Genomic DNA, 23,102 nt, shown 5'->3' with positions numbered 1-23,102 from the left:
GACCCCGGCCCCGGCTCAGTCGTTGGGGACCGTCTCGAACTTGGGCGTGGCCTCGGCCATCTGCCGCATCACGTCCTTGCGTTCGCGCTTGGACAGGCGGTCGATGTAGAGGCGGCCGTAGAGGTGGTCGGTCTCGTGCTGAAGGCAGCGCGCGAAGTAGCCGGTGCCCTGGACGGTGATCGGGTTGCCCTGGAGGTCCTGGCCGCGCACGATCGCGTAGTCCGGGCGGGCCAGTTCCATGTAGGCACCGGGCACGGACAGGCAGCCCTCGTTGGAGTCGTCCAGGTGGCGGCGGTCCGCGGGCAGTTCGACCAGCACGGGGTTGCAGACGGCTCCGACGTGGCGGACGTCCTCGTCGTCGCCGCAGTCGTAGACGAAGACCTTCAGGTCGACGCCGATCTGGTTGGCGGCCAGGCCCACGCCCTCCGCCGCGCGCTGCGAGGCGAACATGTCGTCGACGAGGGCGATCAGGGCGTCGTCGAACTCGGTGACGTCCTTGCACTCGCGGTGCAGCACGGGGTTGCCGACCACGGTGATCGGCCGAGCGGTGCCGCGCTCGCGGTGCGCGCTCTCCCGCGCCTCCGCGTCGGTCGCGTCGTCGACGAAGTCGAGGTCTTGCTCGGTGTGCTGCTGGGACATCTGCGACGTTTGCCTTCCCGGAACCTGTGCGGTGATCCTCCCCAGGGTACGGGCCCCGGCCCGATCGCGTGTACCGGACCATCGCACTCCGCCTCAGGGGCGCGGTCCGGAAGGGCTCAGCAGACCTCTTCGAGGTCGCGCCAGTCGCGGCTGTCCGGGCTGTCGGCGACCCAGCTGTCCAGCAGGCCCCGGACCAGCCCGGCCGGCGCGGCCACGCCGCACTCGCGCTCCGGGGTCCAGCCCGGCTCGTCGCCGGCCCGGCTGAGGTGGCTCAGGTGGCCCGGGTGGCCGGGCTCGCCGTGGTCGTGGGGGTCGCGCGTGGCCGCGGAGCCGTCGTCGGTGGGCATCCGGCTCTCGGAGCAGGTGCGGCAGAGCAGCCGGACGGACGACGACCAGTCCTCCGCGGCGTACCCGGCCTCCGCGGCGAGCCGCTCCAGGGCGTCCCGGTCGGCCTGGGTGGCGGCCTCCAGCAGCACCAGCCAGGTGGGGACGGGTGACGGCGCCCACAACTCGATCTCGTCGAAGACCGGGTAGACGGTGCCGCGGTCGGTGGCCCGCTCACCGTGCGGCACGCCGTCGTGGAGCGCGACCTCGCCCCAGCGGCGGCCGGACGACGGCAGCGGGATGGAGAGCACCTCGATGCGGGCCGGGTCGAGCCGGCGGCCCCACACCACCTCGGCCTCGCCCTCGGGGGAGAGCCGGACGGCGGCGCTGCCCAGCGGCATCCGCACCGACTCCTCGCCACCGGTGCCGGCGTCCTCGCGCGGCGGGCGCAGCCCGTAGGCCTGCCAGGCCCGCCGGGCCAGCGGCCAGTCCTGGAGGGCGGTGGCGGCGATGCCGAGGTTCCACCAGTCGGGGGCGCCGACGGGACGGTCGAGCAGGGCGACGGCCCGCAGGCCGGCGGCCCGCGCCTGGGTCCAGTCGTGGCGGAACTTGTGCAGCAGCGCCAGGTTGTACCAGGACTCCGAGAGCCAGGGCTCCAGGTCGGCGGCGCGGGTCAGCAGCGCGCCCGCGTCCTCGTACCGGCCGTCGTCGATCAGCGAGAACGCCCGGTCGGTGGCCTGGCGCCACGTGGGCGACGGCCGGTGCCGCACTCTTCCGAAGATCTTCAACGTCTCGTCCCGCCTGCCCGCTCAGCCGATCGGCCCGGTGCGGCCCGTACAGACCTGCCCGCCTGCACGACACCAACCTTGCACATTCTGGCCGTTGTCTCAGCCCGAGCCCGCCGGTTGCGGAACGCGGGCCTCACCCGACCTCCTTGCCCTTCGCACCGGAATCCAACCATGCCCAGGTCAGAGACCATGCCGGAGGGGGTGCGCCCCCTGCCGCAGGCCCGAGTGCGACACCGGGGACGGCCTCGGGGACGGCTTCGGGAGCGGTCCCGGGCGGGACTGCGGGCGCGTGCCCGGGCGCCACCGCGGCGGCCAGCAGCGGGCCCTCCACCCTGGCGGTGGCGCCCCGGAGGGCACCGTCGACGGGTCCGGACGGGACGGTTCGCGGGCCGCCGGGCGCCGGCGCTCCGCCAGGCCACATGGTGGGCCCCGGCACTCCGCCAGGCCACACGGTGGACCCCGGCGCTCCGCCAGGCCACACGGTGGGCCCCGGCGCTCCGCCGGGCCGCACGGTGGGCGACCCCGTGGGGAGCGGCGGAGCGGCGGGCGGGGGCTCGCCGGTCGCGGTGGTCCCGCCGAACGCCTTGGCCGGCGCGAACGGCCCGGACACCCCAGGAGCAGCCGCGCCCGCCTCCACCGGCACCGCCGCCGGTGTTTCCGGCCGTGCCTCCACCTCCACCGGTACCGCCGGCCGGATGACCGGCTCGGCCGGCCGCCACCCGCTGGCCGCGAGCGCCCGGCCCAGCGCCTCCACCATCACCGGATCGAACTGGGTGCCCGCGCAGCTCCGCAGTTCGGCGAGCGCGGCAGGGGCCGGCCGGGCGGAACGGTAGGAGCGGGTGGAGGTCATGGCGTCGAACGCGTCGGCGACGGCGACGATCCTGGCCGCCTCCGGGATGCGGCCGCCGCCCAGCCCGTAGGGGTAGCCGGTGCCGTCCACCCGTTCGTGGTGGTGGAGGACGGCCGCCCGGGCCTCGTCGAGGACGGAGATGCCACGCAGCACGTCGTCGCCGTCGGCCGGATGGCGCTCCATGAGACGCCGCTCGTCGGCGGTGAGCGGACCGTTTTTGCGCAGGACCCCGGTGGGCACGCCGAGTTTGCCGATGTCGTGCAGGGTGCCGCCCAGCCGGACGGCGGCCACCCGGGGAGCGGTGGCACCCAGCTCGATGGCGATCAGGGCGGCCAGCTCACCGACCCGCTCGCTGTGCCCCCGCGTGTAAGGGTCCTTCAGTTCCAGCGCCTGGAGCAGGGCCTGGACGGTGGAGAGCTGGGCCTCCTGCCGGACCCGCCGGGCACAGGCGGAGCCCAGGCAGAGTGCGGGCTGCGCGGCGCGGCGGTGCGCGGGTGACACGGCGTGCCTCCTCGTCCTCCTGGGCCTGCGACCCGCGGTGGCCGCGGGTGCGTGCGTATATGCACATACGAGACTCAGGAGGATAGGCCCGCTGGCGTCGGCAAAGACGGACTTCGACCGATTACGCCGGAGGAGGGCATCACGACTCACCCGTCCGAGTGACGATCAACTGATTGCCTTGACGATTGCGCTGCGAGGGTGAGAAGCGCCCCCGCGCAGCCGAGGACCAGCTGCCGTGCCAAAGGACGGACGCGTTCCGGAGACAGCGGAACAGATGCACAGAGCGGCAGAGGCAGAGGTCGCGACGGCGAAAAAGGGGGAACACGCGCGAGGAGCGCGGCCGCGGCCGGACGCGGAAGGTGAGGAAGACCGGGAGGCGTCCTGGGAGGGACGCCCGCCGGGACGGCGCGCCGTTCACGTTCACGGCGCTTCGGGCTGACCCGCTGCCGGTTCGGGCCGACGGTCAGCCGATGGGACGGTGGGACGGTCCGGGACTCCGGGCCGGGTTCAGGTCGTGAGCCGGGCGGAGGAGGTCCGGGCGGGTCGGGTGAGGCCCGCGGTCAGGCGGACGGCGCCTCGGACGCGGTGGCGTCGGCGCGCGCGGACTCCGGCTTCGCCGCGCCCGCGCGGACCTCGCCGGGAACGGCCTCGTGGACGTCCTGCTCCGGGACGACCTCGCCACTGCGGACCAGCTCGATCCGCATCATGACCTTGGCCCGCAGGTCGCTCGGCACGTCGTCGCTGCCGCAGCACCGCTTGACGAGCTTCTTGACGGCCACTTCGAGGCCGTACTTCTCCAGGCACGGGTGGCACTCGTCGAAGTGCTCCCGGAACTTGTCGCAGACCTCGTCGGACATCTCGTGGTCGAGGTACTCGTAGAGGTGGTTCAGGACCTCCGAGCAGTCCGTCTCATGCGCGTTGCCACAGCTCATGAATCCGCGCCCTTCTCCTTCGCCGCGCCCGCGGGAACCAGTCCGCGGTCCCGGGCGTAGTCCTCCAGCAGCTCGCGCAGCTGGCGCCGCCCGCGGTGCAGCCGGGACATCACCGTGCCGATGGGAGTACCCATGATGTCCGCGATCTCCTTGTAGGCAAAGCCCTCGACATCCGCGAGGTAGACCGCGATACGGAACTCCTCCGGGATCGCCTGCAAGGCCGACTTCACGTCGGAGTCCGGCAGGTGGTCGAGCGCCTGCGACTCCGCGGAGCGCAGGCCGGTGGACATGTGCGACTCGGCGCGGGCCAGCTGCCAGTCCTCGATCTCCTCCGAGCCGCTGCGCAGCGGTTCCCGCTGCTTCTTGCGGTAGGAGTTGATGAAGCTGTTGGTCAGGATGCGGTACAGCCACGCCTTGAGGTTGGTCCCCTCACGGAACTGGTGGAAGGACGCGTACGCCTTGGCATACGTCTCCTGCACCAGGTCCTCCGCGTCGGCCGGGTTGCGGGTCATCCGCAGCGCGGCCGAGTACATCTGGTCCAGGTAGCCCAGGGCGTCCCGTTCGAAGCGCCTGCTCCGCTCGGTCTCGCTCTCCTGGGCATCCCCCGTGGCCTTCGGCACGGGCGGTACCCCCACCCCGGACGCACCCGCGGTGTCCGCCGTGCTGTCGTCGGTGCCGCTGACCGGACCCACCTCCTCGATGACGCTGGCGCGCCCGGGTACGGGCACGCTCGTCTGCGAGGATATTGCACGGGTGACCTGCGCGCCGGACTCGGCCTTGCCGTCGCCCTTGGTCGACCACTCGGTCCAGTTCAGATACAGGTACGGCGCTACCGTTGCCTGCTCGGGTGTCTGCCCGGAAGCCGGCGGCGCGGTCTGCGCGTCGGTCTGGGCGTCCGTCTGGGCCGCGGCCACCTGACGTGACCGGCATGCGGCTGAAACCATGCGCTGCCTCTCTCACCCTCTGCCGCGACTCGCGGCTTCCGTGCACTTCCGTATTGCTCAACATCGGCGCCGCCCCGCGCATTCCCGCCAACCTCCCACGCCCGTCAGGGCTGAGGGCCACCGGCGCGGTGCGGCGCGGGGGCCCGCGGCCGCCCGCCGCACGGCGTACGGAGCCGCCGAGCAGGACACGGCGCGCACCCGGGTGCGGGCCGCCACGCCCCGGCTCAGTCCTCGGCGCGGCCCAGCCCGGCGAGCCAGCCGGTCACCGCGTCCACGAGGACGGCCAGCGCCTCCTCCTGGGTGGTGGCCGCCCGCTTGGGCACCGCGAACCCGTGGTCCGCGTGCGGCACCTCGACGGGACGGCGGCCGGCGGGGAACTCCGACGGCCGGCCGAAGGGGTCGGCGCCGCCCTGTACGACCAGGAGGGGGGCGGCCGCCGCGGCGTCGAGCAGTTCCCCGGCCCGTGACCGCTCGGGGCGGCCGGGCGGGTGCAGCGGGAAGGCCAGGGCGAGGACGGCCGCGGCTCCCAGCTCGGCCGCCGTCCGGCAGGCGACCCGGGCCCCGGCGCTGCGGCCCCCGGCGACCACGGGCAGGCCGGGCGCGGCCAGCCGGGGCCACAGCGCCGACCAGCCGGCGTCGAGTGTCCTGGGGGCCGGGGCGAGCTTCTTGCCGGCCACCCTCCACGGCTGTTCCACCAGGGCGACGTGCACCCCGCGGCCGGGCAGCTCCGCCGCCAGCGCGGCCAGGTCCCGGGCCTCGATGCCGCCGCCCGCCCCGTGGCCCAGTGCCAGCACGCAGCGGGCGGGCACCGCGGGAACGGCGGGATGCCAGGTGATCCGGGCGTCGCCGGGCGGTGTCGGCACCGTCTCCGGGCCCGCCCCGGGCGCGCGGCCGACAGCGGCGCGCCTTCTCCCGCCTGCCCCAGCCGCTCCCCCGCCCGCCGTCTGGTCCGCCGACTCGTTCGCCTTGCCCCTGGAGCTCATCAGAACAGCGTCTCCTCTTCCGGGGCGGTCAGTTCCGCCACGAGTTCCGGTCCGTTGTTGCGGACGCTGCTGACGGCCGAGCCCACGGGGTGGGCCCGCAGCACCCCCGGCGGCGGTGGTTCCATCAGGGGCCGCACGGCGTCGGGCGCGGTGGTCGCGGGGTCGAGCCAGGCGTCCCAGCGGTCCGGCGTGAGGACGAGCGGCATGCGCGGGTGGATGTCGGCGAGCGAGCGGGGCGCGGGTGCCGGCGGGCCCGTCCCGGTGCGGCGCTGCGACGGCAGGAGGCCGGCCACGTCGGCCAGCGGGGCCTCTTCCGCGGCCGTGGTGACGACCGCGCAGGTGGCCCACCAGGCGCGGGGGTGGCCGGCCGGCAGGGCCGGGTCGCGCCAGAACTCGTACAGCCCGGCCAGGGCGAGCACCGAGCCGTCCGCGGGGGTCACGAAGTACGGCTGCTTGCGGGTGCGCTTGCGCAGCCCCTGCTCCTCCAGGGCGCGCTCCTGCGCTCCCGTCGTCCACTCGAAGTACCCGTCGGCGGGGATCACGCAGCGCCGGGTGGCCAGGGCGGAGCGGAAGGACGGCTTCTCGTGGGCGGTCTCGGCGCGCGCGTTGAACAGCGGCGGCCCGGTGTCCGGGGTCCTCGCCCACTGCGGCACCAGCCCCCAGCGCAGCGCCCGCAACTGCCGTACCGGGTGCGGGGAACCGGAACCCCGTACGGGACGGTCGAGTATGACGTGCACATCCTTCGTGGGCGCCACGTTCCAGTCGGGCGCGAGGGCCTCCTCGGGGTTCCACTGCCGGACCCCGAACAGGCCCGCGAGCTCCTCCGGCCCCCGGCTCGCCGCAAATCGACCGCACATGCTGCCACACTGCCACGGCGGCGCCCCGCGGCGGACACCGACGTGGCGACGGCACCGGACCACGCGGACCACCGGGCACGTACAGAGGGCACCGAGGCCACAGAGCACACAGCACCGTCCGGCACCCTGGCAGCCGTGCCCCCCGCGCTCCGGCCCGGCGCGTGAACCGCCCCGGCGAGGGACCGCAGGACCGGCAGAACCGCAGGATCGGCGAACCAGCAGCAGAGGAACCAGCAGAGGAATGAGCGCCGCATGAACGTCGCGAGCATCACGGAGATGTGGGACCGGCTCACCGGGACCCAGCCGGACCCGTCGGGCTGGCTGGTCGGCGCGACCGCGCTGCTGGCGCTGGCGGCGGTCCTGGCGCGCCGGGTGTGGCACGTACTGCGCAACGCCGTCACGATCGCCCACGAGGGCGGGCACGGGCTCGCCGCCCTCCTCACCGGCCGCCGGCTCCAGGGCATACGGCTGCACTCCGACACCTCGGGGCTGACCGTCTCCCGGGGGCGGCCGCACGGCCCCGGCATGGTCCTGACGGCCGCCGCGGGGTACACCGCGCCCTCGCTGCTGGGGCTGGCCGGGGCCGGACTGCTGGCGGCCGGGCACATCACCGCGCTGCTGTGGGGTGCCACCGCGCTGCTGCTGGTGATGCTGGTCATGATCCGCAACGCGTACGGGATGCTGACCGTGCTGGTCACCGGCGCGCTGTTCCTCCTGGTGTCGTGGCTCACGAAGGCGCAGGTCCAGGCGGCTTTCGCCTACCTGGTGGTGTGGTTCCTGCTGCTCGGCGGCGTCCGGCCGGTGGCCGAGCTGCAGCGGACCCGGCGCCGCGACCCGCGCGGCTCCTCCGACGCCGACCAGCTCGCCCGCCTCACCGGGACCCCGGCCGCGCTGTGGCTCATGGTCTTCTACGCCGTCGCGCTGTGCTCGCTGCTGGGGGGCGGCCGCCTGCTGCTGCCCGGCTGACCCGGACGAGCGGGAGCGCGGAAGCGCGGAAGCACCGCCCGACGCGAGCCCCCGCCAGATGCCGCCTAACCCCGCGAGAGCCCCGCGAGAGCCCGCGAGACCCGCCGCGGAAACGTCCGGACCGGCCGGGGAGCTTACTGTCGTCCTGTTTCTGACAGGTTTCGCCGTATTCGCGGACTTATCTCCCCGTACCCGAGCCACTACGCTTGCTGACCATGACCGAGTGCACCGCGCAGACCGACCCGTGGCCGGCTCCGACCGCGCCTGGCGCCGTGGACGCCGTCGTCCACGTGCCCGGCTCGAAGTCGGTGACCAACCGGGCCCTGGTGCTCGCGGCGCTGGCCGCCGAGCCGGGCTGGGTACGGCGCCCGCTGCGCAGCCGCGACACCCTCCTGATGGCGGAGGCGCTGCGGGCCATGGGTGTGCAGATCGACGAAACGGTCAACCCCGGCGGCGGCGAGGCGTGGCGGGTGATCCCGGCCGGCCTGCGCGGCGCGGCCCGGGTGGACGTCGGCAACGCCGGCACCGTCATGCGCTTCCTGCCGCCGGTGGCCGCCCTCGCCGACGGCCCGGTCCGCTTCGAGGGCGACGCGCGGGCCGCCGAGCGTCCGCTGCACGGCGTGATCGACGCGCTGCGCACCCTGGGCGCCCGGATCGACGACGAGGGGCGCGGCGCGCTGCCGCTGACCGTGCACGGCGCGGGGTCACTGGCGGGCGGCGCGGTGGACGTGGACGCGTCGTCGTCCTCGCAGTTCGTGAGCGCGCTGCTGCTGTCGGGGCCGAGGTTCAACAAGGGCCTTGAGCTGCGCCACACCGGCCGGACGCTGCCGTCGCTGCCGCACATCCGGATGACGGTGGACATGCTGCGCAAGGCGGGTGCCCGGGTGGACTCCCCGCAGGACGGCGGCACCGCGAACGTCTGGCGGGTGGCCACGGGGGCGCTGCTGGGCCGGGACCTGACGGTGGAGCCGGACCTGTCGAACGCGGCGCCGTTCCTGGCCGCGGCACTGGTCACCGGCGGCCGGGTGACCGTCCCGGACTGGCCGCGCCGCACCACGCAGCCCGGGGACGCGCTGCGCGAGGTGTTCACCCGGATGGGCGGTACGTGCGAGCTGACGGACCGGGGGCTCACCCTCACGGGCAGCGGGCGGGTGCTGCCGCTGACCGCGGACCTGTCGGAGGTGGGCGAGCTGGCCCCGGTGATCGCGGCCGTGGCGGCGCTGGCCGACGGCGAGTCCGTGCTGTCCGGCATCGCCCACCTGCGGCTGCACGAGACGGACCGGCTGGCGGCGCTGGCGGCCGAGCTGAACTCCCTGGGCGGCGACGTCACCGAGACCGGCGACGGCCTGCGCGTCCGGCCGCGCCCGCTGCGGGGCGGCGTCTTCCACACCTACGAGGACCACCGGCTGGCCACGGCGGCCGCCGTCCTGGGCCTGGTGGTGCCCGGGGTCCTGGTGGAGAACGTGGCCACCACCGGCAAGACGCTCCCGGACTTCCCCGACCTGTGGACGGGCATGCTGGCCGGGCCGGCCGGGAAGCGGGGCTAGTCCGCCATGCGCCGCTACGGAAAGAACCCCGACGAGGACGACGTGCGGGTCCGTCCCAACAGCAGGGGCACCCGGCCCCGCAGCTCGATCCGCCCCAAGCACGAGGACGCCGCCGGCGGCATGGTGCTCACCATCGACCGCGGCCGGCTGACGGTCCTGGTGGACGACCGCGAGATCATCGCCGTGAAGGCCCGCGAGCTGGGCCGCAAGTCGGCGGTGGTGGGCGATCGGGTGGCGGTGGTCGGCGACCTGTCCGGGGCCAAGGACACCCTGGCGCGGGTGGTGCGGGTCGAGGAGCGCTCCTCGGTGCTGCGCCGCACCGCCGACGACACCGACCCGTACGAGCGGGTGGTGGTGGCCAACGCCGACCAGCTGGCGATCGTGACCGCGCTGGCCGACCCCGAGCCGCGCCCCCGGATGATCGACCGCTGCCTGGTGGCCGCCTACGCCGCCGGCCTCACCCCGCTGCTGGTGCTGACCAAGTCCGATCTGGCCGCGGCCGAGCCGCTCCTGGAGACCTACGGGGCGCTGGACCTGGCGTACGTGGTGACGAAGAAGGACGACCTGGTGGCGGGGCGGGTCGACGCCGTGCGGGAGCGGCTGGACGGACGGACGACGGCGTTCGTCGGGCACAGCGGCGTCGGCAAGACCACGCTGGTCAACTCGCTGGTGGAGCGGCAGCGGCTGACCGGCCGGGTGAACGCGGTCACCGGACGGGGCCGGCACACCACCACCTCGGCGCTTGCGCTGCCGCTGCCGGGCGGCGCCGGATGGGTGATCGACACGCCGGGCGTGCGGTCCTTCGGCCTGGCCCACATCGACCCGTCGCAGGTCATCCACGCCTTCCCCGACCTGGAGCCGGGCACCGAGCAGTGCCCGCGGGCGTGCTCGCACGACGAGCCGGACTGCGCGCTGGACGCCTGGGTGGCCGCCGGGCACGCCGAGCCGGCCCGGCTGGACTCGCTGCGCCGACTGCTCTCCACGCGGGAACGCCGGGAGGGCGACTGACGGGCGTCGGCGGACCGTTCCCGGGCAGTTCTCGGGCAGTTCTCCGGCAGGCTGTGTGATGATCCCTGACGGGTACCGGCAGGGGTGCCCGTACCCGGCGGCGCGCGGCGGCGTAGGGTGCCCGGGCGGCGTCCGGGACCACGTGGTCCGCGGCCTGGACGTCTCTTGAGCGGATACGGACAGGAAAAACGGAGGAACGCCCGATGGCCTGGCTTCTTGTGGTGGTCGCGGGGCTCTTCGAGACGGGTTTCGCGATCTGCCTCAAGCTCTCGCACGGCTTCAGCCGGTTGTGGCCGACCATCGCGTTCTGCCTGTTCGCCCTGGGGTCGTTCGGGTTGCTGACGCTGTCGCTGAAGAAGCTCGACGTCGGCCCGGCGTACGCGGTGTGGACGGGCATCGGGGCGGCCGGTACGGCGATCTACGGCATGGCCTTCCTGGGCGACCTCGTCTCGGTGCTGAAGCTGGTGTCGATCTCGCTGGTGATCGTCGGCGTCATCGGGCTGCAGATCTCGGGCTCCTCGCACTGAGCCGGCGCTCCCTCCCGTTCCCGCCGATCCCGGTTTCATCGGGCTGACCGGGGTTCCTCCGCCGATCCCGGGCGCTCCGGCCGACCGTGGTTTCCGCGCCGATCCCGGGCTCTCCGGCTGACCGTGGTTTCCGCGGCGACCCGCGCGGGTATCGCGGGGGCGGCCCGGCGGGCTCGGTGGCCGATACTGTTCGAGTCATGTCCGACAACGCACCGCAGAACCCCCGGAACACCCCCCGCTCCGCCCCCGACTCCGCCTACGGCGACGACCTCCGGCTGGCGCTCGCGCTCGCGGACGCCGCGGACGCCGTCACGATGGAGCGTTTCCGCGCGCTGGACCTGAAGGTGGAGACGAAGCCGGACCTGACCCCCGTCAGCGAGGCCGACAAGGCGGCCGAGGAGCTGATCCGCGGTCAGCTGGGGCGGGCCCGGCCCCGGGACGCGGTGCTCGGCGAGGAGTTCGGCGCCGACGGCGGCGGTCCGCGCCGGTGGATCGTCGACCCGATCGACGGCACCAAGAGCTACGTGCGCGGCGTCCCGGTGTGGGCCACCCTGATCGCCCTGGCGGTCCGGGAGGGCGGCGAGGGCGGCTCGCAGGCGGCGCCGGGACAGGACGGCGACGAGGTGGTGGTCGGCGTGGTGTCCGCCCCGGCGCTGGGCCGCCGCTGGTGGGCCGTCAAGGGCGGCGGCGCGTACACCGGTCGGAGCCTGTCCTCGGCGACGCGGCTGCGGGTGTCGGGGGTGGAGCGGATGGGTGACGCCTCGTTCGGCTACTCCTCACTGACCGGCTGGGAGGAGCGCGGCCGGCTCGACGGCTTCCTCGAACTGACCCGGGCCTGCTGGCGCACCCGCGGCTACGGCGACTTCTGGTCGTACATGATGGTCGCCGAGGGCTCGGTGGACGCCTGCGCGGAGCCGGAGCTGAGCCTGTGGGACATGGCCGCGCTCGATGTCGTCGTCCGGGAGGCCGGCGGACGGTTCACCTCCCTCGCCGGGGCGCCGGGGCCGTTCGGCGGCAACGCGGCGGCGTCGAACGGGCTGCTCCACGACGAGGTGCTGGGGTACCTGGGCGGCGCCTGACCGTACCCACCGGGGCGCGGGCGCAGGCGCGCCCGCGCCCCCCGGCACTCCCGCAAGCCCCTTGCCTGTGGACACAGGGCATGTGAGCATGGGGACACGGGCGCTTGTGAATTTGTGAACCCTTTCACGCGCCGACCCCGCCCGCCCACGGCCGACCCGTGGCCGCCCTGTGGCAACCCTGCGACGACCCGGTGCCCGACCCGGGAGGCCTGCGGCGCCCCAGGAGTTCACGGCCCCAAGAACCCGCCACCCCGGGGCGCCCGGAACGCACAAGAAGTACGAGAAGTACGAGAAGTACGAGAAGTACGGCGACCTAAGGAACCTCACCCTCAGGAGGTGCCCACACATGCTGGTCCGCGACGCGATGAGCACGGTGGTACTGACCATCGGCCCCACGCACACCCTCCGCCAGGCCGCCGGGCTGATGTCCGCGCGCAAGGTGGGCGCTGCGATCGTCCTCGACCCCGACACCTGCGGCCTCGGCATCCTGACCGAGCGCGACATCCTCGACGCGGTGGGCGCGGGCCTCGACCCGGACGAGGAGCCGGCACACGCCCACACCACCACGTCCGTCGTCTTCGCGGCGCCCGAGTGGACGCTGGAGGAGGCCGCACAGGCTATGGTGCACGGGCACTTCCGCCACCTGATCGTGCTGGGCAGCCGCGAGCCGGTCGGCGTGGTGTCGGTCCGCGACATCGTGCGGCTGTGGACCCCGGCCCGCGCGGCCGTCCCCGTCTGACACCCCTCCGGCCGGCCGCGCCTCCGCGAGCCTCACGGCGCCGGACATCGCGCATCGCGGCACCGCGAAACGTGAAACGTGAAACCGCAAGCCACCGCGACAGGTTCGGGCCGGTCGGCGGCAAGCCGACAGGCGCGGCACCTCGGTCAAGCGGGCGGACCGCGGAGGGCCTGGAACCGCGGCCTCCGCCCGCTTGCCGACGTCGGCGCCGGTCCGGCGTGACCGCCGGCCGCGCACCCGGAGCACCCCTGACGGCCTCGCGGGCCCCGATCGCGCTCGGCGCGGGCGGGCCCAGCCCTGGGAGGCTCCGGGGCCCAGCCTACATTGGACAATATCCAAGTCAAGAGTTCGACCAGGAGCAGACTCGTTCGCTTCCTGGGCCCGCGCTGTTACCCTGGGCACATGAGTGACCTGCTGGAACGCCTGCGCGCCCGCGGCTGGCGGCTGACCGCGCAACGGCGGGTCGTGGCCGAGGTCCTCGACGGCGACCACGTCCACCTCACCGCGGACGAGGTCCACACCCGCGCGGCCGGGCGGCTGCCGGAGATCTCCCGGGCCACCGTCTACAACACGCTGGGCGAGCTGGTCACCCTCGGCGAGGTCGTCGAGGTGGCCACGGACGGCCGCGCCAAGCGGTACGACCCGAACGCCGACCGCCCGCACCAGCACCTGGTCTGCTCCGGCTGCGGCACGATCCGCGACGTCCACCCGCAGGGCGACCCGCTGGCGGCGCTGCCGGACGGGCAGCGGTTCGGTTTCACCGTCTCCTCGGCCGAGGTCACCTACCGCGGACTGTGCCCGGACTGCGCGCCCCGGGCGTGACCGCGCCGTCCCCGGCCCCGTCCGCCCCCGCCGGGGCTCCCCGGCCGCCTCCGCCGAACGCGCGTCCGCCCGCGCCGCGAACTGGGCCGTCTGGACGGCCTGCCGCGCCGCCTTCACGGCGGTGTTGCGGACGCCGATCCGGTCGGCGAGCCGGCGGACGGCGGGCTCCGGGCGGGTGCGGCCGACCCACACCGTCTCCGGCGGCACCTCGCCGGGCACCCTGGCCAGCGCCTCGAACACCTGACGGGCCGTCCCCGGATCGGGGTCGTTGGCCAACGGAGCCAGCAGCGGTACCAGTTCGTACGGCTTGGCCAGCCGCCCGACCGCCCGGACCGCGGCGCGCCGGACCGCCGGGTCGGCGTCGGACAGCAGCCTGGCCAGCAGGGCCGCGTCCGCGGCGTCCCCGCACTCCCCCAGTCCCGCGGCCAGCCCCGCCAGCAGGCGCGGCTGGGTGCCGTTCTTGACGGCCTTGCGCACCTGCCGACGGTAGACCTCGGCCGGCGGCTCGTCGCGCTGGTAGAGCTTCCAGCGTGCCTGCGCCCGCACCATCCGGGCCGGATCGGCCAGCGGCCCGAGCAGCCGGGTGGCCGGGACGTCCGCCGGCAGGGCGCCCACCGCGAGCTCGCGCACCCCGGCCGCCCGCGCCCACAGCAGCCGCCCGGCCACCTCCGGGTCGAGTTCCAGCAGCCGCTGGGCACAGAGCCGGCCGCACACCTGGTCCCGGTCGTGGAGCGCCGCGCGCAGCAGGTCGCCGCGCACGTACTCGCCCAGGTCCAGGGCCAGTTCGACGCCGTCGCGGCGCACCAGGGGGTCCGCCGCGACGGCCAGCGCCCGCACCGCCCGCCGATGGCCGGGCTCGGAGAGTGCCGCCCGGTAGGCGGCGGACGGCCCGGCCGCCCGCTGCCGCCGCGCCGTCCGCAGCAGCACACCCACCACGGCCGCCGCCTCCCCCGGATCGGTACGCGAGGGCAGCGCGGCCGCCGCCGCCTCCCGCACCTCGAGCACCCAGTCCGCGGCCCGCAGCGCCAGCGCCGCCGCCGCCACCGGGCCGCCGAGGGCGGCGAGCGCGGTGACGCCCTCCTGCCGGACCCGGCCGTCGGCGTCGAGCGCGGCCAGCAGGGCCGCCAGCGGGGCCGCGGCCCGGTCGGGGCGCTCCCGGTCCCGGGGAGCCCGGTCGTGGTCGCGGTCCCGTCCGCGCTCGTGGTGGGCGGCGGACACCGGACGGGCGTACCGGTCCAGGAGGATGACGAGCGGCGCCGGATCGGCCTCCAACGCGGCGAGGGCGGCGGCGCGGTCCTGCGGCGGGCCCTGCGCCACGACCTCCCGCAGGGCGGCGAGCAGCCCCGCGACCTCCTCGGGACGCCGGCCGGCCACGCAGCGCCGACACCAACCGCCCCATCGCGCGGTGTCCACGGACCCCGCCGGGCCCTGGGGACTCTCCCGGCGCCGTCTGCGCAGCACTCCGCCTCCCGGCTCAGCGCACGAACTCTCCCGCACCAGCATCCCGCCCCGCACCGTCCGGTCCAAGCCGCTTCGCCGTGACTTCGCCAGGACTTTGCCGGAACCCCCTGGCGGGGCCGGTGCGGGCCCGTGGAACCGAGCAAGCGGGGAGACGGCGACGGCACCGGCCGCGCGAGCGAGGCTACGGGGAGGGTGCGGGGGCACAGGGCCCGGCCGGCGGCGGGGACAGCGAAAGGGCCCGGAGGCTGATGCCTCCGGGCCCTTCCTTTGGTAGCGGGGACAGGATTTGAACCTGCGACCTCTGGGTTATGAGCCCAGCGAGCTACCGAGCTGCTCCACCCCGCGTCGTTGTGCCTTTACTTTAACCTACGCCGCCGGGCGGGGCCAAATCCGTTACGGCGCGGCCCCCCAAGGTGGTCCCCCCAGGGCGGTTCCCTCGGGCCCGGCGGCCCTCCGGGCAGGGGGAAGGCGGCAGGCGGAGCGGGGGCCGGGCACGGGCCGGCCGCCGCCGAGCGGCCCCGTCCGGCCCTGGGGCGCCGATGGCGGCAGGCCGGGGCTCGGCACCCCCGCCGCCACCCGCCCGGTGTCGGACCGTCAGGCTGTCAGTTCGTGCGTGACCGCGGCCGTCAGCCGCTGCGCGCGCTCGGCGACCTGTGGCGGACCGCAGGCGATGGCGCGCTCGCACCACTGCTGCGCCGCGGGCAGGTCGCCCCGGCGGGCGGAGAGCAGCGCCATGCGCAGCGCGGCCCGTCCGTGGCCGGCGTCCGCCGCCCGGGTCCACCACAGCGCGGCCTCGGGCTCGCTGCCCTGACGGGCCAGCAGCAGCCCCAGGTTGAACGCCCCGTTGCGGGAGCCGCCCTCGGCGGCCAGCCGGTACCAGTGCGCGGCGTCGGTCACGTCCCCTGCCTGGGACGCCGCCATGCCCAGCCGCACCTGGGCATGGCTGTGGCCCTGGTGGGCGGCCCGCTCGTACCACTCCTGGGCCTCCTCGGTGCCGTCGAGGAGGCGGCCGAGGCGGAAGGCGGCCTCGGGGCTGCCGCCGCCCGCCGCACAGCGCAGATGGCGCTCCGCGGCGTGCTCGTCGCCGTCGCGCTGGAGCCCGATGGCGACCTGGAGCGCCGCCTCCGGGTGCCCGGCGGCGGCCGCCCGCTCGTACCAGCGGCGGGCGACGTCCTCCTCGCCCCGGCCGGCGTGCAGGATGCCGAGGTTGAAGGCGGCGTCGACGCTGCCGCCCTCGGCCGCCTTGGAGAACCACGGTTCGGCGCCGGCCGCGTCCCCCCGCTGGAGCAGGAGTACGGCCAGCGCGTTCGCGGCCTCGCGGTGCCCGGCGTACGCGGCCTTGCGGTACCACTGCTCGGCCTGGGCGGCGCGGTCCTGGCCGGCGCAGAGCAGGCCGAGGTTGTAGGCGCCGTTGACGTCGCCGGCCTCCATGGCGGTGCGGTACCAGCGCTCGGCGGTCTCCGTCTCGCCCTCCTGCGCGTGCAGGGCGCCCAGGGCGTTGGCCGCGTTGCCGTCCCCGGCCTGGGCGGCGCGCCGCCACCAGGTGGCGGCCTGGTCGACGTCGCCGGTGTCGCGCAGCAGGAAGCCCAGGGCGCAGGCGGCCCGCGCCTCACCGTCGCGGGCGGCGGTGAGGTACCAGTGGGCGGCCTCCTTCGTCTCCCCCCGCTCCTCCAGCAGGGCGCCCAGGCGCAGGGCGGCCCGGCGGTGCCTGCGGGCGGCGGCCTGCCGGAACCACTGCTCGGCCTCGCGGTCGTGGCCGCGTTCGGCGCAGGCGCGGGCGAGCCGGTAGCACGCCTCGCGGTGGCCGTGCTCGGCCGCAGCCCTGAACCACCGCTCGGCGTCCGGGTCGTGGCGGTGGTCGAGCAGGTCGGCCAGCGCGTAGGCGCCGAGCGGGTGGCCGGCCTCGGCGGCCTGGCACAGCCAGTACTCGGCCGCGGGCTCGTCGCCCCGCTCGCGGAAGTGGCGGCCCAGGGCGTGCGCGGCCGCGGCGGAGCCGGCCACGGCGGCGACCCGCCACCAGGCCGCGGCCTCCTCCGTCCGGCCGCGCTGGTGGAGCAGCAGGCCGAGGTTGTTGGCGGCGGCCCGGTCGCCGTTCTGGACGGCGCCGCGCAGGAGGGGCTCGGCCCCGTCGAGGTCGCCTCGGCGCAGCAGCAGCGTGCCCAGGGCGCTCATGGCCCCCGGGTCCCCGGCCTCGGCGGCCCGGCGGTGGCGGGCCGCTATTTCGGCCTCCTCCCGCATGGCCAGGGTGTCCTCGTCGGGGAGTTCACTGAAGAGCGCAGGGGCGGGCGCCGCGGCGCCGGTCGGGACCGGTTCCGCGGTGCGCGGGCCGGGCAGCAGCCCGGCCGCGGTCAGGGCCTGGCCGTCGGCCGACCCGAACTCCTCATGTTCCTGACGAGTGTTCAGACCTTCCCCATCCCCCGTGAGCCTCATGGTCGCACCACCTGTGAACGCCGTACCCCTGGTATACCCCAAGCCTGTCGGTCGCTACAGCGGTTTGTCGACTTCCCGACAAGGCGTCACACCAAACGTTTACACGGTCTGCCCTTCGATCAGGTGAGGGGAATCGGAATCGCTTGACCGAGCCTCGGGCTCTAGCGTAGGGGCCCCATATCCGATTCGTCGCCGCTTATGACGCAGCGACCTGGCGGGCCGGTTTCCCGGCGGAGCGTCCGGCGGAGGCCGCGGGCCGGCTCCCTGGCGCGCCGGACGTCCCAGACGTCCCGGACGCCCCGCTGGTCCCCGCCCCGCTCGCCGTACCGGCCCTGCCTGCCCTGCCAGCCGTGTCGGCCGTGTCGGGCTTGTCGGCCTTGACGGTGCCGCCCGCACCATCGGCCTTCTCGGCCTCCTCGGCCTGCTTGAGCGCCGCCCCGAGGCGCCGCTGAGCGGCCCCGTACGCGGCCCAGTCGCCCTTGGCCATGGCCTCCTGGACCTGGTCGTACGCCTGTTGGGCACGCTGGAGGGCGGCCCTGACGGCGGGGTCGCCGGCGGTCGTGCCGCCGGTCGGGGAGGCGGAGGCCGCCTGGTCGGCGGTGGCCGCGGGCTCCTCGGTGAAGACCGCGTCGAGTGCCTGTTCCAGGGTGTCCTCGAAGGCGGTGCTCTTGCCGTAGGCGGCGAACACCTTGCCCAGCAGTGGGTAGTCGCCGCCTGCCGCCTTGACGTAGACGGGCTCGACGTAAAGCACTCCACCGTCCACCGGAAGAGTGAGCAGATTGCCGTACTCGACGGTGGACTCCTTGCCCCGCATCCGCGAGAGCACCTGGGCGTAGGTCGATTCGAGGCTGCTCTGCACCTGTTGCGGGCCGTCCACGGAGGCGCCGGCGGGCAGTTCGAGCAGTCGCAGCCTGCCGTAGCCGGGGCTCGCGGCGTCGGAGTCGACGGACAGGAACGCGGCCAGGCTGCCGCTCCGGGCGGGGGTGAACTCCGAGGTGAGCGAGAAGGTCCGCGCCGTCTGGCCCGGCAGCCGCAGGCTCATGTAGGCGAGTGCGGCGGCTTTGCCGGACCCGGCCGCCGTGCCGCGCGCGGCCTGCCACGCCTCGCTGCCGCTGGAGAGCTGCTGGGCCGTCGTGACGTGGTAGCGGGTGAGCACCTTGCGCTGGGTGGTGAACAGGTCCTGCGGATAGCGCAGGTGCGCGGTCAGGGCGGCCGGGATGGCGCTCCTGGGCAGCACGGTGTGCGGGAAGGCGCGCATCCACGTCGTGAGCACCGGGTCGTGGGTGTCCCACTGGTAGAGCTTCACGGTGCCGTCGTAGGCGTCGACGGTGGCCTTGACGGAGTTGCGGACGTAGTTGACCTGGCTCCCCCCGCCGCCCAGGGTGGCGCGGGAGGAGTAGGGGTAGTCGTCGGTGGTGGTGTAGGCGTCGACGATCCACACCAACCGGTCGCCGACCACCGCCGGGTACGGGTCGCCGTCGGTGGTGAGCCACGGGGCGACGGCCTCCACCCGCTGGGTGGGGGTGCGGTCGTAGAGGATCTTCGAGCCGTGGCCTATCGCCCCGGAGTAGAGGATCCTGGGCTCGCCCAGGGTGATCGCGTACGCCGCCCTGGTGACCGGGTTGTCCAGGGACACCCCGGGGCCGCTGTAGGAGGTCGTGGTCTCGCCGGTGCCGTCGGCGTAGTCGAGCTCCTTGGTGGGGCCGTCGACGACGGACCACTGGGTCGTCTGCTCGCCGTAGTAGATCTGCTGCCGGTAGTCGCCCAGGTCGCCCTTGGCGGGCAGGTCCCGCTCGGTGTAGACGGGGCGGCCGGCGGAGTCCTCGCCGTCCTCCGCGGCGGCGGTGCCCTGGGTGCCCGGCCCGGCCGCCCGCTCCCCGGTGACCTCGGTGTCCTCCGCCGCGACGAGGCCGTACCCGTGGGTGTACCGGAAGTGCTCGTTGATCCAGTCGCGGTCGGGGATGCCCTTGGTGTCCAGCTCGCGCGCCCCGACCACCACGTCCTGCTCCACGCCGTCGACGGTGTAGCGGTCCACGTCCAGGGCGGAGGGGAACGCGTAGTAGCCGCGGGACGCCTGCGTCTGCTGGAAGGTGGGCGCCACGACCGAGGGGTCGAGCACCCGGATCGACGCGGCGGAGGAGGCGTCGGCGCGCACGGTGGCGGCGGGTTCGCCGCTGCTGCCCTTGTAGGGCGTCTCGACGGTGCCGTCGAGGCCGAAGGCGGCGCGGGTGGCGTCGATGTTGTGCTGGAGGTACGGCGCCTCCTTCGCGGCCTCGTTCGGCTGCACCTGGAACTTCTGCACGATCGCCGGGTAGAGGCCGCCGATGAGGATGGCGGAGAACACCAGCAGGCCGAAGCCGACGGCGGGCAGCGTCCAGGTGCGCCGCCACGCGGTGGCGAAGAACAGCGCGGAGCAGATCAGCGCGACGAAGAACAGGATGGTCTTGGCGGGCAGGTAGGCGTTGGCGTCGACGTAGCGCAGCCCGGTCCAGTTGCCGGCCGCTCCGGCCGCCCCGGCCGCTCGCGCCCCGCCGGAGCGGACGACCAGACCGTACCGGTCCAGCCAGTAGGCGACCGCCTTGAGCCCCGTGAACAGGCCCAGCAGCACCGCCAGGTGCCCGGTGGCCGCGCCGGTGGCCTTGCTGCCGCCCGGGGAGGTGGCCCGCAGGCCGCCGTACAGGTAGTGCCCGAAGAGCGCGGCGGCGAGCGACACCAGGGCCACGGCGAACCCGAAGCCGAGCAGGAAGCGGTACCAGGGCAGGTCGAAGGTGTAGAAGGACACGTCCTTGTGGAACTGCGGGTCCCTGGTGTGGAAGGACGTGGCGTGGGCGAACTGGAGCCACTGGCGCCACCGCCCGGCCGCCGCCGCCCCGGCGGCGACCCCGCTCAGCGCGCACACCCCGGCCAGCACCCCGGCACGGTGGGGTGCGATGGCCGTCCGGTACCGGTCGAGGCTGTGCTGCTCGGCCGACATGGCGCTCAGCGGCGGCCGCAGCCGGTAGGCCAGGTACAGGTTGGCGCCTACAGCCGCCGCCATGGTCGCCCCGAAGACGGCGAAGAGGCCGATCCGGGTCCACGCGAGGGTGCCGAACACGGACGGGTAGCGGACCGCCCGGTACCACAGCAGGTCGGTCCAGAAGCCGGAGAAGAGCGCGAACCCGACCATCAGGACCGCCAGCACGGCGGCGGTGGCCAGCAGCGGCCGGACGGCCCGGGAGGTGCGTCGGCCCGGCGCGCTGATCGGCCCGGGCGGTGTTCCGTCCCGACCCGGCGTGTCGAATACCAAAGTGCGCACCTTCGTGTGGATCGGCGGTCTCACGGGCGCCGCGGGGCGGACTCCCACTGGGTGCAACTTATCCGCGCATTGGCCGGTTCCCGGTTCGGTCGCCGGAAGGTGCACGATACTGGCATGTCCAATATCGCGAACACCGCACACGAAGGTGCCCCCCTGGCGGCGAACCCGCTGACCCGCGCCGTCCTGGAGATCGACAACTACACGTCCGGCCTGGGCTGGGACCAGCCCGCTCGGCTGTTCGCCCTGGTCGACACGGCCCTGCTGCGGACCCAGGAGCCCGGCCTCGCCGAGCAGCTCGGGCTCGCCGAGGGCACCGAGGAGGGCGGCCTGACGCCGGTGGAGCAGGAGGAGCTGCCGGCCGGCAGTGCCGTCGACGAGTTCCTCGGCACCATCGCCTGGCCGGAGGTGATCGCCGGGTGCGCGCTGACGGTCGAGCGGCTGATGCTGCCCCCGGCCGCCGAGGCCTCGATTCCGAAGGGCCTGGACGATGCCTCCCTGGCCTCCTGGGTGGCCGCCCACCCCGACCGCCAGGAGGTGCGGATGACCGTCGGCGTGCTGCGCGACGGCCGCCGCGAGTCGGCGGTGCGGCTGCGGGAGAAGGACTCGGCCTCCGAGGTGCTGACCGGCGCCGACCTGGTGCCGAGCCTGGCCGAGGCGCTGGCGGCGACGTTCGAGGACTGACCAGGCCACCATGGCGCGGGTGCCGCTCCGGCCCGGCCCCCTGGGGCGGCCGTCCGGCCGTAGGAGGCCGGCTACGAGGCCGGAGCCCCCGCGGCATAGGCGGCCGGACGGGCCGGCCTCCCTGGCGGCCGGATCGGGCTGGCGTCCTATGAGGCCGGACGGGCCCGGCCACCTGGGACGCGGCCCAGCCTCACAGGAGGCGGGACCCGGTCTCTCAGCGGGACCCGGTCTCTTAGGACGCGGGAAGCCTCACGGCCGGCTCCGGGGGACGCAGGAGGGGCCAGGACCCAGCTCAGCTCTTGGTGCAGCTGGGCAGCGCGGAGGTGTTGCCGCCGCGGATGTCCTTGAGGGCGTCCATGGCGTCGTTCAGCGTCTTCACCTTGACCAGGGTGAGGCCGGAGGGGATGTCCTTGGCGGCCTCCTCGCAGTTGTCGGCCGGGGTGAGGAAGTACTTGGCTCCCTTGTCACGCGCGCCGATGGTCTTGAGGCTGATGCCGCCGATCGGGCCCACCGTGCCGTTGTCGTCGATGGTGCCGGTGCCGGCCACGAAGGCGCCGCCGGTCAGGCTGCCGGGGGTGAGCTTGTCGATGATCCCCAGTGCGAACATCATTCCGGCGCTCGGGCCGCCGACGTCGGCGAGCCGGATGTTGATGGTGAACGGGAACAGGTGCTCCACGCCCGCCTGGATGCCCACCACGGCCCGCTTGGCACCGTCGTCGTCCGAGGTGCGGGTGGTGATGGCGACCTGCTGGGTGGGCGGGTTCTTCTTCTTCACGTCGGCGGCCCGGACGACGGTGAAGGTGGTCTTCTCGCCGGGCTGGTGCTTGGTGACGAACGTGGCCACCTGGTCGGCCGCCGTGACAGCGTGGCCGTCGACGGCCTTCACCACGTCGCCGGCGTGCAGCAGGCCCTCGGCGGCACCGCCCTTGACCACCGCCGCCACGATCACCCGTGACTGCACGGGGATCTTCAGCTCCTCCAGGGCGGCCACCTTCGCGCTGTCCTGGGACTGGCTGAACTCCTCGGCGTTCTCCTGGTCGGCTTCCTGGGCGGTCTGCCCCTGCGGGTAGATGGTGTCGTGCTCGACGACCTTGTCGTCGTGCCGCAGCCAGCCGAGCACGGCCTCCACCAGGTTCATCCGGTAGTCCGCGCCGGTCACCCGGACCGTGGTCATGTTCAGGTTGCCGGTGGTCGGATACGTCTGGCGGCCCGAGATCTCGATCACCTTCTGGCCGCCATAGGTGCCGAGGGTGTTCACCGTCGGCCCCGGGGACATCTCGGCGTACGGGGTGGGCACCAACAGGGCCACGATCAGCAGTGCTATGAGCGTCAGCGTCGATGCGAACAGCGTCGCGGTGCGGCCATGCATGCCCGAACCCTACGGGACCGGCCCGACGACCGGCCCGCGGGGTGAGTCCTCCTCGCCCTCCTGCGGCAGGGTGCGGCGCAGGGGCGCGGTGTCCGCGTTCCGTACGGGCCTGGCGCTCGCCGGGGCCGGGGCCGGCCCGTCAGAGGGGGCGGGTCCGGCGCCCCCGGCCGGGGGCGGGGTCGTGGCCTGCATGGCCTGGCGGAAGCGCTCGTAGCCGGCGAGCGAGGCACCGTCACCGGTGGTGCGCCGACGGGCGGCCCACCGGCCCCAGAGGGCCGCCGACACGGCGGCGGCCAGCGGAATGAGCAGCCAGACGAGTGCTCCCACACGAACTCCCCGAACCGAACCCGTATGCCCCAA

Annotated in this window: 20 protein-coding genes, 1 tRNA gene and 1 pseudogene; 9 read left to right on the top strand and 13 right to left on the bottom strand. The window is 74.7% G+C overall.

Annotation, left to right across the window (positions count from 1 at the left end; translation table 11 throughout):
- Nucleotides 1-15: 15 nt before the first annotated feature.
- From def to BS72_RS22475, 7 genes are all read right to left on the bottom strand, one after another.
- Nucleotides 16-639, bottom strand: coding sequence for a peptide deformylase (gene def, locus BS72_RS22505; RefSeq protein WP_037913028.1), 624 nt, complete (start codon nucleotides 637-639; stop codon nucleotides 16-18).
- A 116-nt stretch (nucleotides 640-755) separates the two neighbouring features.
- Complete coding sequence (locus tag BS72_RS22500) at nucleotides 756-1,751, bottom strand: tetratricopeptide repeat protein (RefSeq protein ID WP_037913025.1); 996 nt, start codon at nucleotides 1,749-1,751, stop codon at nucleotides 756-758.
- 133 nt (nucleotides 1,752-1,884) lie between these two features.
- Nucleotides 1,885-3,102 (bottom strand): HD domain-containing phosphohydrolase, encoded by a 1,218-nt coding sequence (locus BS72_RS39975; protein WP_051951471.1) that lies wholly within the window; start codon nucleotides 3,100-3,102, stop codon nucleotides 1,885-1,887.
- 560 nt (nucleotides 3,103-3,662) lie between these two features.
- Nucleotides 3,663-4,034, bottom strand: coding sequence for a mycothiol system anti-sigma-R factor (gene rsrA / locus BS72_RS22490; RefSeq protein ID WP_037913024.1), 372 nt, complete (start codon nucleotides 4,032-4,034; stop codon nucleotides 3,663-3,665).
- Nucleotides 4,031-4,669: a sigma-70 family RNA polymerase sigma factor gene (locus BS72_RS22485; protein ID WP_051951995.1), complete on the bottom strand. Its 639-nt coding sequence runs from the start codon at nucleotides 4,667-4,669 to the stop codon at nucleotides 4,031-4,033. Before BS72_RS22485 ends, rsrA begins: the two co-directional genes overlap by 4 nt.
- A gap of 533 nt (nucleotides 4,670-5,202) precedes the next feature.
- Nucleotides 5,203-5,961, bottom strand: coding sequence for an alpha/beta hydrolase family protein (locus BS72_RS22480; protein WP_232792501.1), 759 nt, complete (start codon nucleotides 5,959-5,961; stop codon nucleotides 5,203-5,205).
- Entirely contained in the window at nucleotides 5,961-6,818 is an 858-nt protein-coding gene (locus BS72_RS22475; protein WP_037913020.1) for an SOS response-associated peptidase, read from the bottom strand. Before BS72_RS22475 ends, BS72_RS22480 begins: the two co-directional genes overlap by 1 nt.
- A gap of 252 nt (nucleotides 6,819-7,070) precedes the next feature.
- On the opposite strand from BS72_RS22475, the gene BS72_RS22470 reads away from it, so the two are divergent.
- The 7 genes from BS72_RS22470 to BS72_RS22440 all read left to right on the top strand — a co-directional run bounded on the left by BS72_RS22470 (nucleotide 7,071) and on the right by BS72_RS22440 (nucleotide 13,506).
- Nucleotides 7,071-7,784, top strand: coding sequence for a M50 family metallopeptidase (locus tag BS72_RS22470; RefSeq protein WP_037913018.1), 714 nt, complete (start codon nucleotides 7,071-7,073; stop codon nucleotides 7,782-7,784).
- A 215-nt stretch (nucleotides 7,785-7,999) separates the two neighbouring features.
- A complete protein-coding gene (gene aroA, locus BS72_RS22465; protein ID WP_037917193.1) occupies nucleotides 8,000-9,331 on the top strand; it encodes a 3-phosphoshikimate 1-carboxyvinyltransferase in 1,332 nt (443 codons plus the stop codon).
- Between the two features lie 6 nt (nucleotides 9,332-9,337).
- Nucleotides 9,338-10,339, top strand: a complete 1,002-nt coding sequence (gene rsgA / locus BS72_RS22460; RefSeq protein WP_037913016.1) for a ribosome small subunit-dependent GTPase A — start codon at nucleotides 9,338-9,340, stop codon at nucleotides 10,337-10,339.
- A 203-nt stretch (nucleotides 10,340-10,542) separates the two neighbouring features.
- Complete coding sequence (locus tag BS72_RS22455) at nucleotides 10,543-10,866, top strand: DMT family transporter (protein ID WP_037913014.1); 324 nt, start codon at nucleotides 10,543-10,545, stop codon at nucleotides 10,864-10,866.
- 197 nt (nucleotides 10,867-11,063) lie between these two features.
- Nucleotides 11,064-11,945 carry an inositol monophosphatase family protein gene (locus BS72_RS22450; protein WP_051951468.1) on the top strand — a complete coding sequence of 294 codons (882 nt, stop codon included), beginning with the start codon at nucleotides 11,064-11,066 and terminating at the stop codon, nucleotides 11,943-11,945.
- Nucleotides 11,946-12,291: 346 nt separating this feature from the next.
- A complete protein-coding gene (locus BS72_RS22445; protein ID WP_037913011.1) occupies nucleotides 12,292-12,684 on the top strand; it encodes a CBS domain-containing protein in 393 nt (130 codons plus the stop codon).
- A gap of 402 nt (nucleotides 12,685-13,086) precedes the next feature.
- On the top strand, nucleotides 13,087-13,506 hold the full coding sequence (locus BS72_RS22440) for a Fur family transcriptional regulator (RefSeq protein ID WP_037913008.1): 420 nt from the start codon (nucleotides 13,087-13,089) through the stop codon (nucleotides 13,504-13,506).
- Between the two features lie 219 nt (nucleotides 13,507-13,725).
- Here the strand turns inward: BS72_RS22440 and BS72_RS38590 are convergent.
- Nucleotides 13,726-14,055: pseudogene (locus BS72_RS38590) on the bottom strand (HEAT repeat domain-containing protein); the annotation flags it as partial.
- 177 nt (nucleotides 14,056-14,232) lie between these two features.
- Between BS72_RS38590 and BS72_RS38585 the strand changes: the two are divergent.
- Nucleotides 14,233-15,048, top strand: coding sequence for a hypothetical protein (locus BS72_RS38585; protein WP_037913006.1), 816 nt, complete (start codon nucleotides 14,233-14,235; stop codon nucleotides 15,046-15,048).
- Nucleotides 15,049-15,235: 187 nt separating this feature from the next.
- Here the strand turns inward: BS72_RS38585 and BS72_RS22430 are convergent.
- From BS72_RS22430 to BS72_RS22420, 3 genes are all read right to left on the bottom strand, one after another.
- Nucleotides 15,236-15,312 (bottom strand) — tRNA-Met (locus BS72_RS22430).
- A gap of 249 nt (nucleotides 15,313-15,561) precedes the next feature.
- Entirely contained in the window at nucleotides 15,562-17,205 is a 1,644-nt protein-coding gene (locus BS72_RS22425) for a tetratricopeptide repeat protein (RefSeq protein WP_037917189.1), read from the bottom strand.
- Nucleotides 17,206-17,593: 388 nt separating this feature from the next.
- Entirely contained in the window at nucleotides 17,594-20,692 is a 3,099-nt protein-coding gene (locus BS72_RS22420) for a UPF0182 family membrane protein (RefSeq protein ID WP_078901880.1), read from the bottom strand.
- Between the two features lie 114 nt (nucleotides 20,693-20,806).
- Here BS72_RS22420 and BS72_RS22415 point away from each other — a divergent pair, with 114 nt between their 5' ends.
- Nucleotides 20,807-21,373: a PPA1309 family protein gene (locus tag BS72_RS22415; RefSeq protein WP_051951466.1), complete on the top strand. Its 567-nt coding sequence runs from the start codon at nucleotides 20,807-20,809 to the stop codon at nucleotides 21,371-21,373.
- Nucleotides 21,374-21,665: 292 nt separating this feature from the next.
- On the opposite strand, the gene BS72_RS22410 is transcribed toward BS72_RS22415, so the two are convergent.
- The gene (locus tag BS72_RS22410) at nucleotides 21,666-22,742 is read right to left on the bottom strand and encodes a YlbL family protein (protein ID WP_037913003.1); all 1,077 of its coding nucleotides are present in this window, start codon (nucleotides 22,740-22,742) and stop codon (nucleotides 21,666-21,668) included.
- Between the two features lie 9 nt (nucleotides 22,743-22,751).
- The gene (locus tag BS72_RS22405) at nucleotides 22,752-23,069 is read right to left on the bottom strand and encodes a hypothetical protein (protein ID WP_037913001.1); all 318 of its coding nucleotides are present in this window, start codon (nucleotides 23,067-23,069) and stop codon (nucleotides 22,752-22,754) included.
- Nucleotides 23,070-23,102 lie beyond the last annotated feature (33 nt).

Origin of the sequence: Actinacidiphila yeochonensis CN732, assembly GCF_000745345.1 — a bacterium.
GTDB classification, from domain to species: domain Bacteria; phylum Actinomycetota; class Actinomycetes; order Streptomycetales; family Streptomycetaceae; genus Actinacidiphila; species Actinacidiphila yeochonensis.
This window is presented reverse-complemented; position numbering and strand designations above follow the sequence as displayed.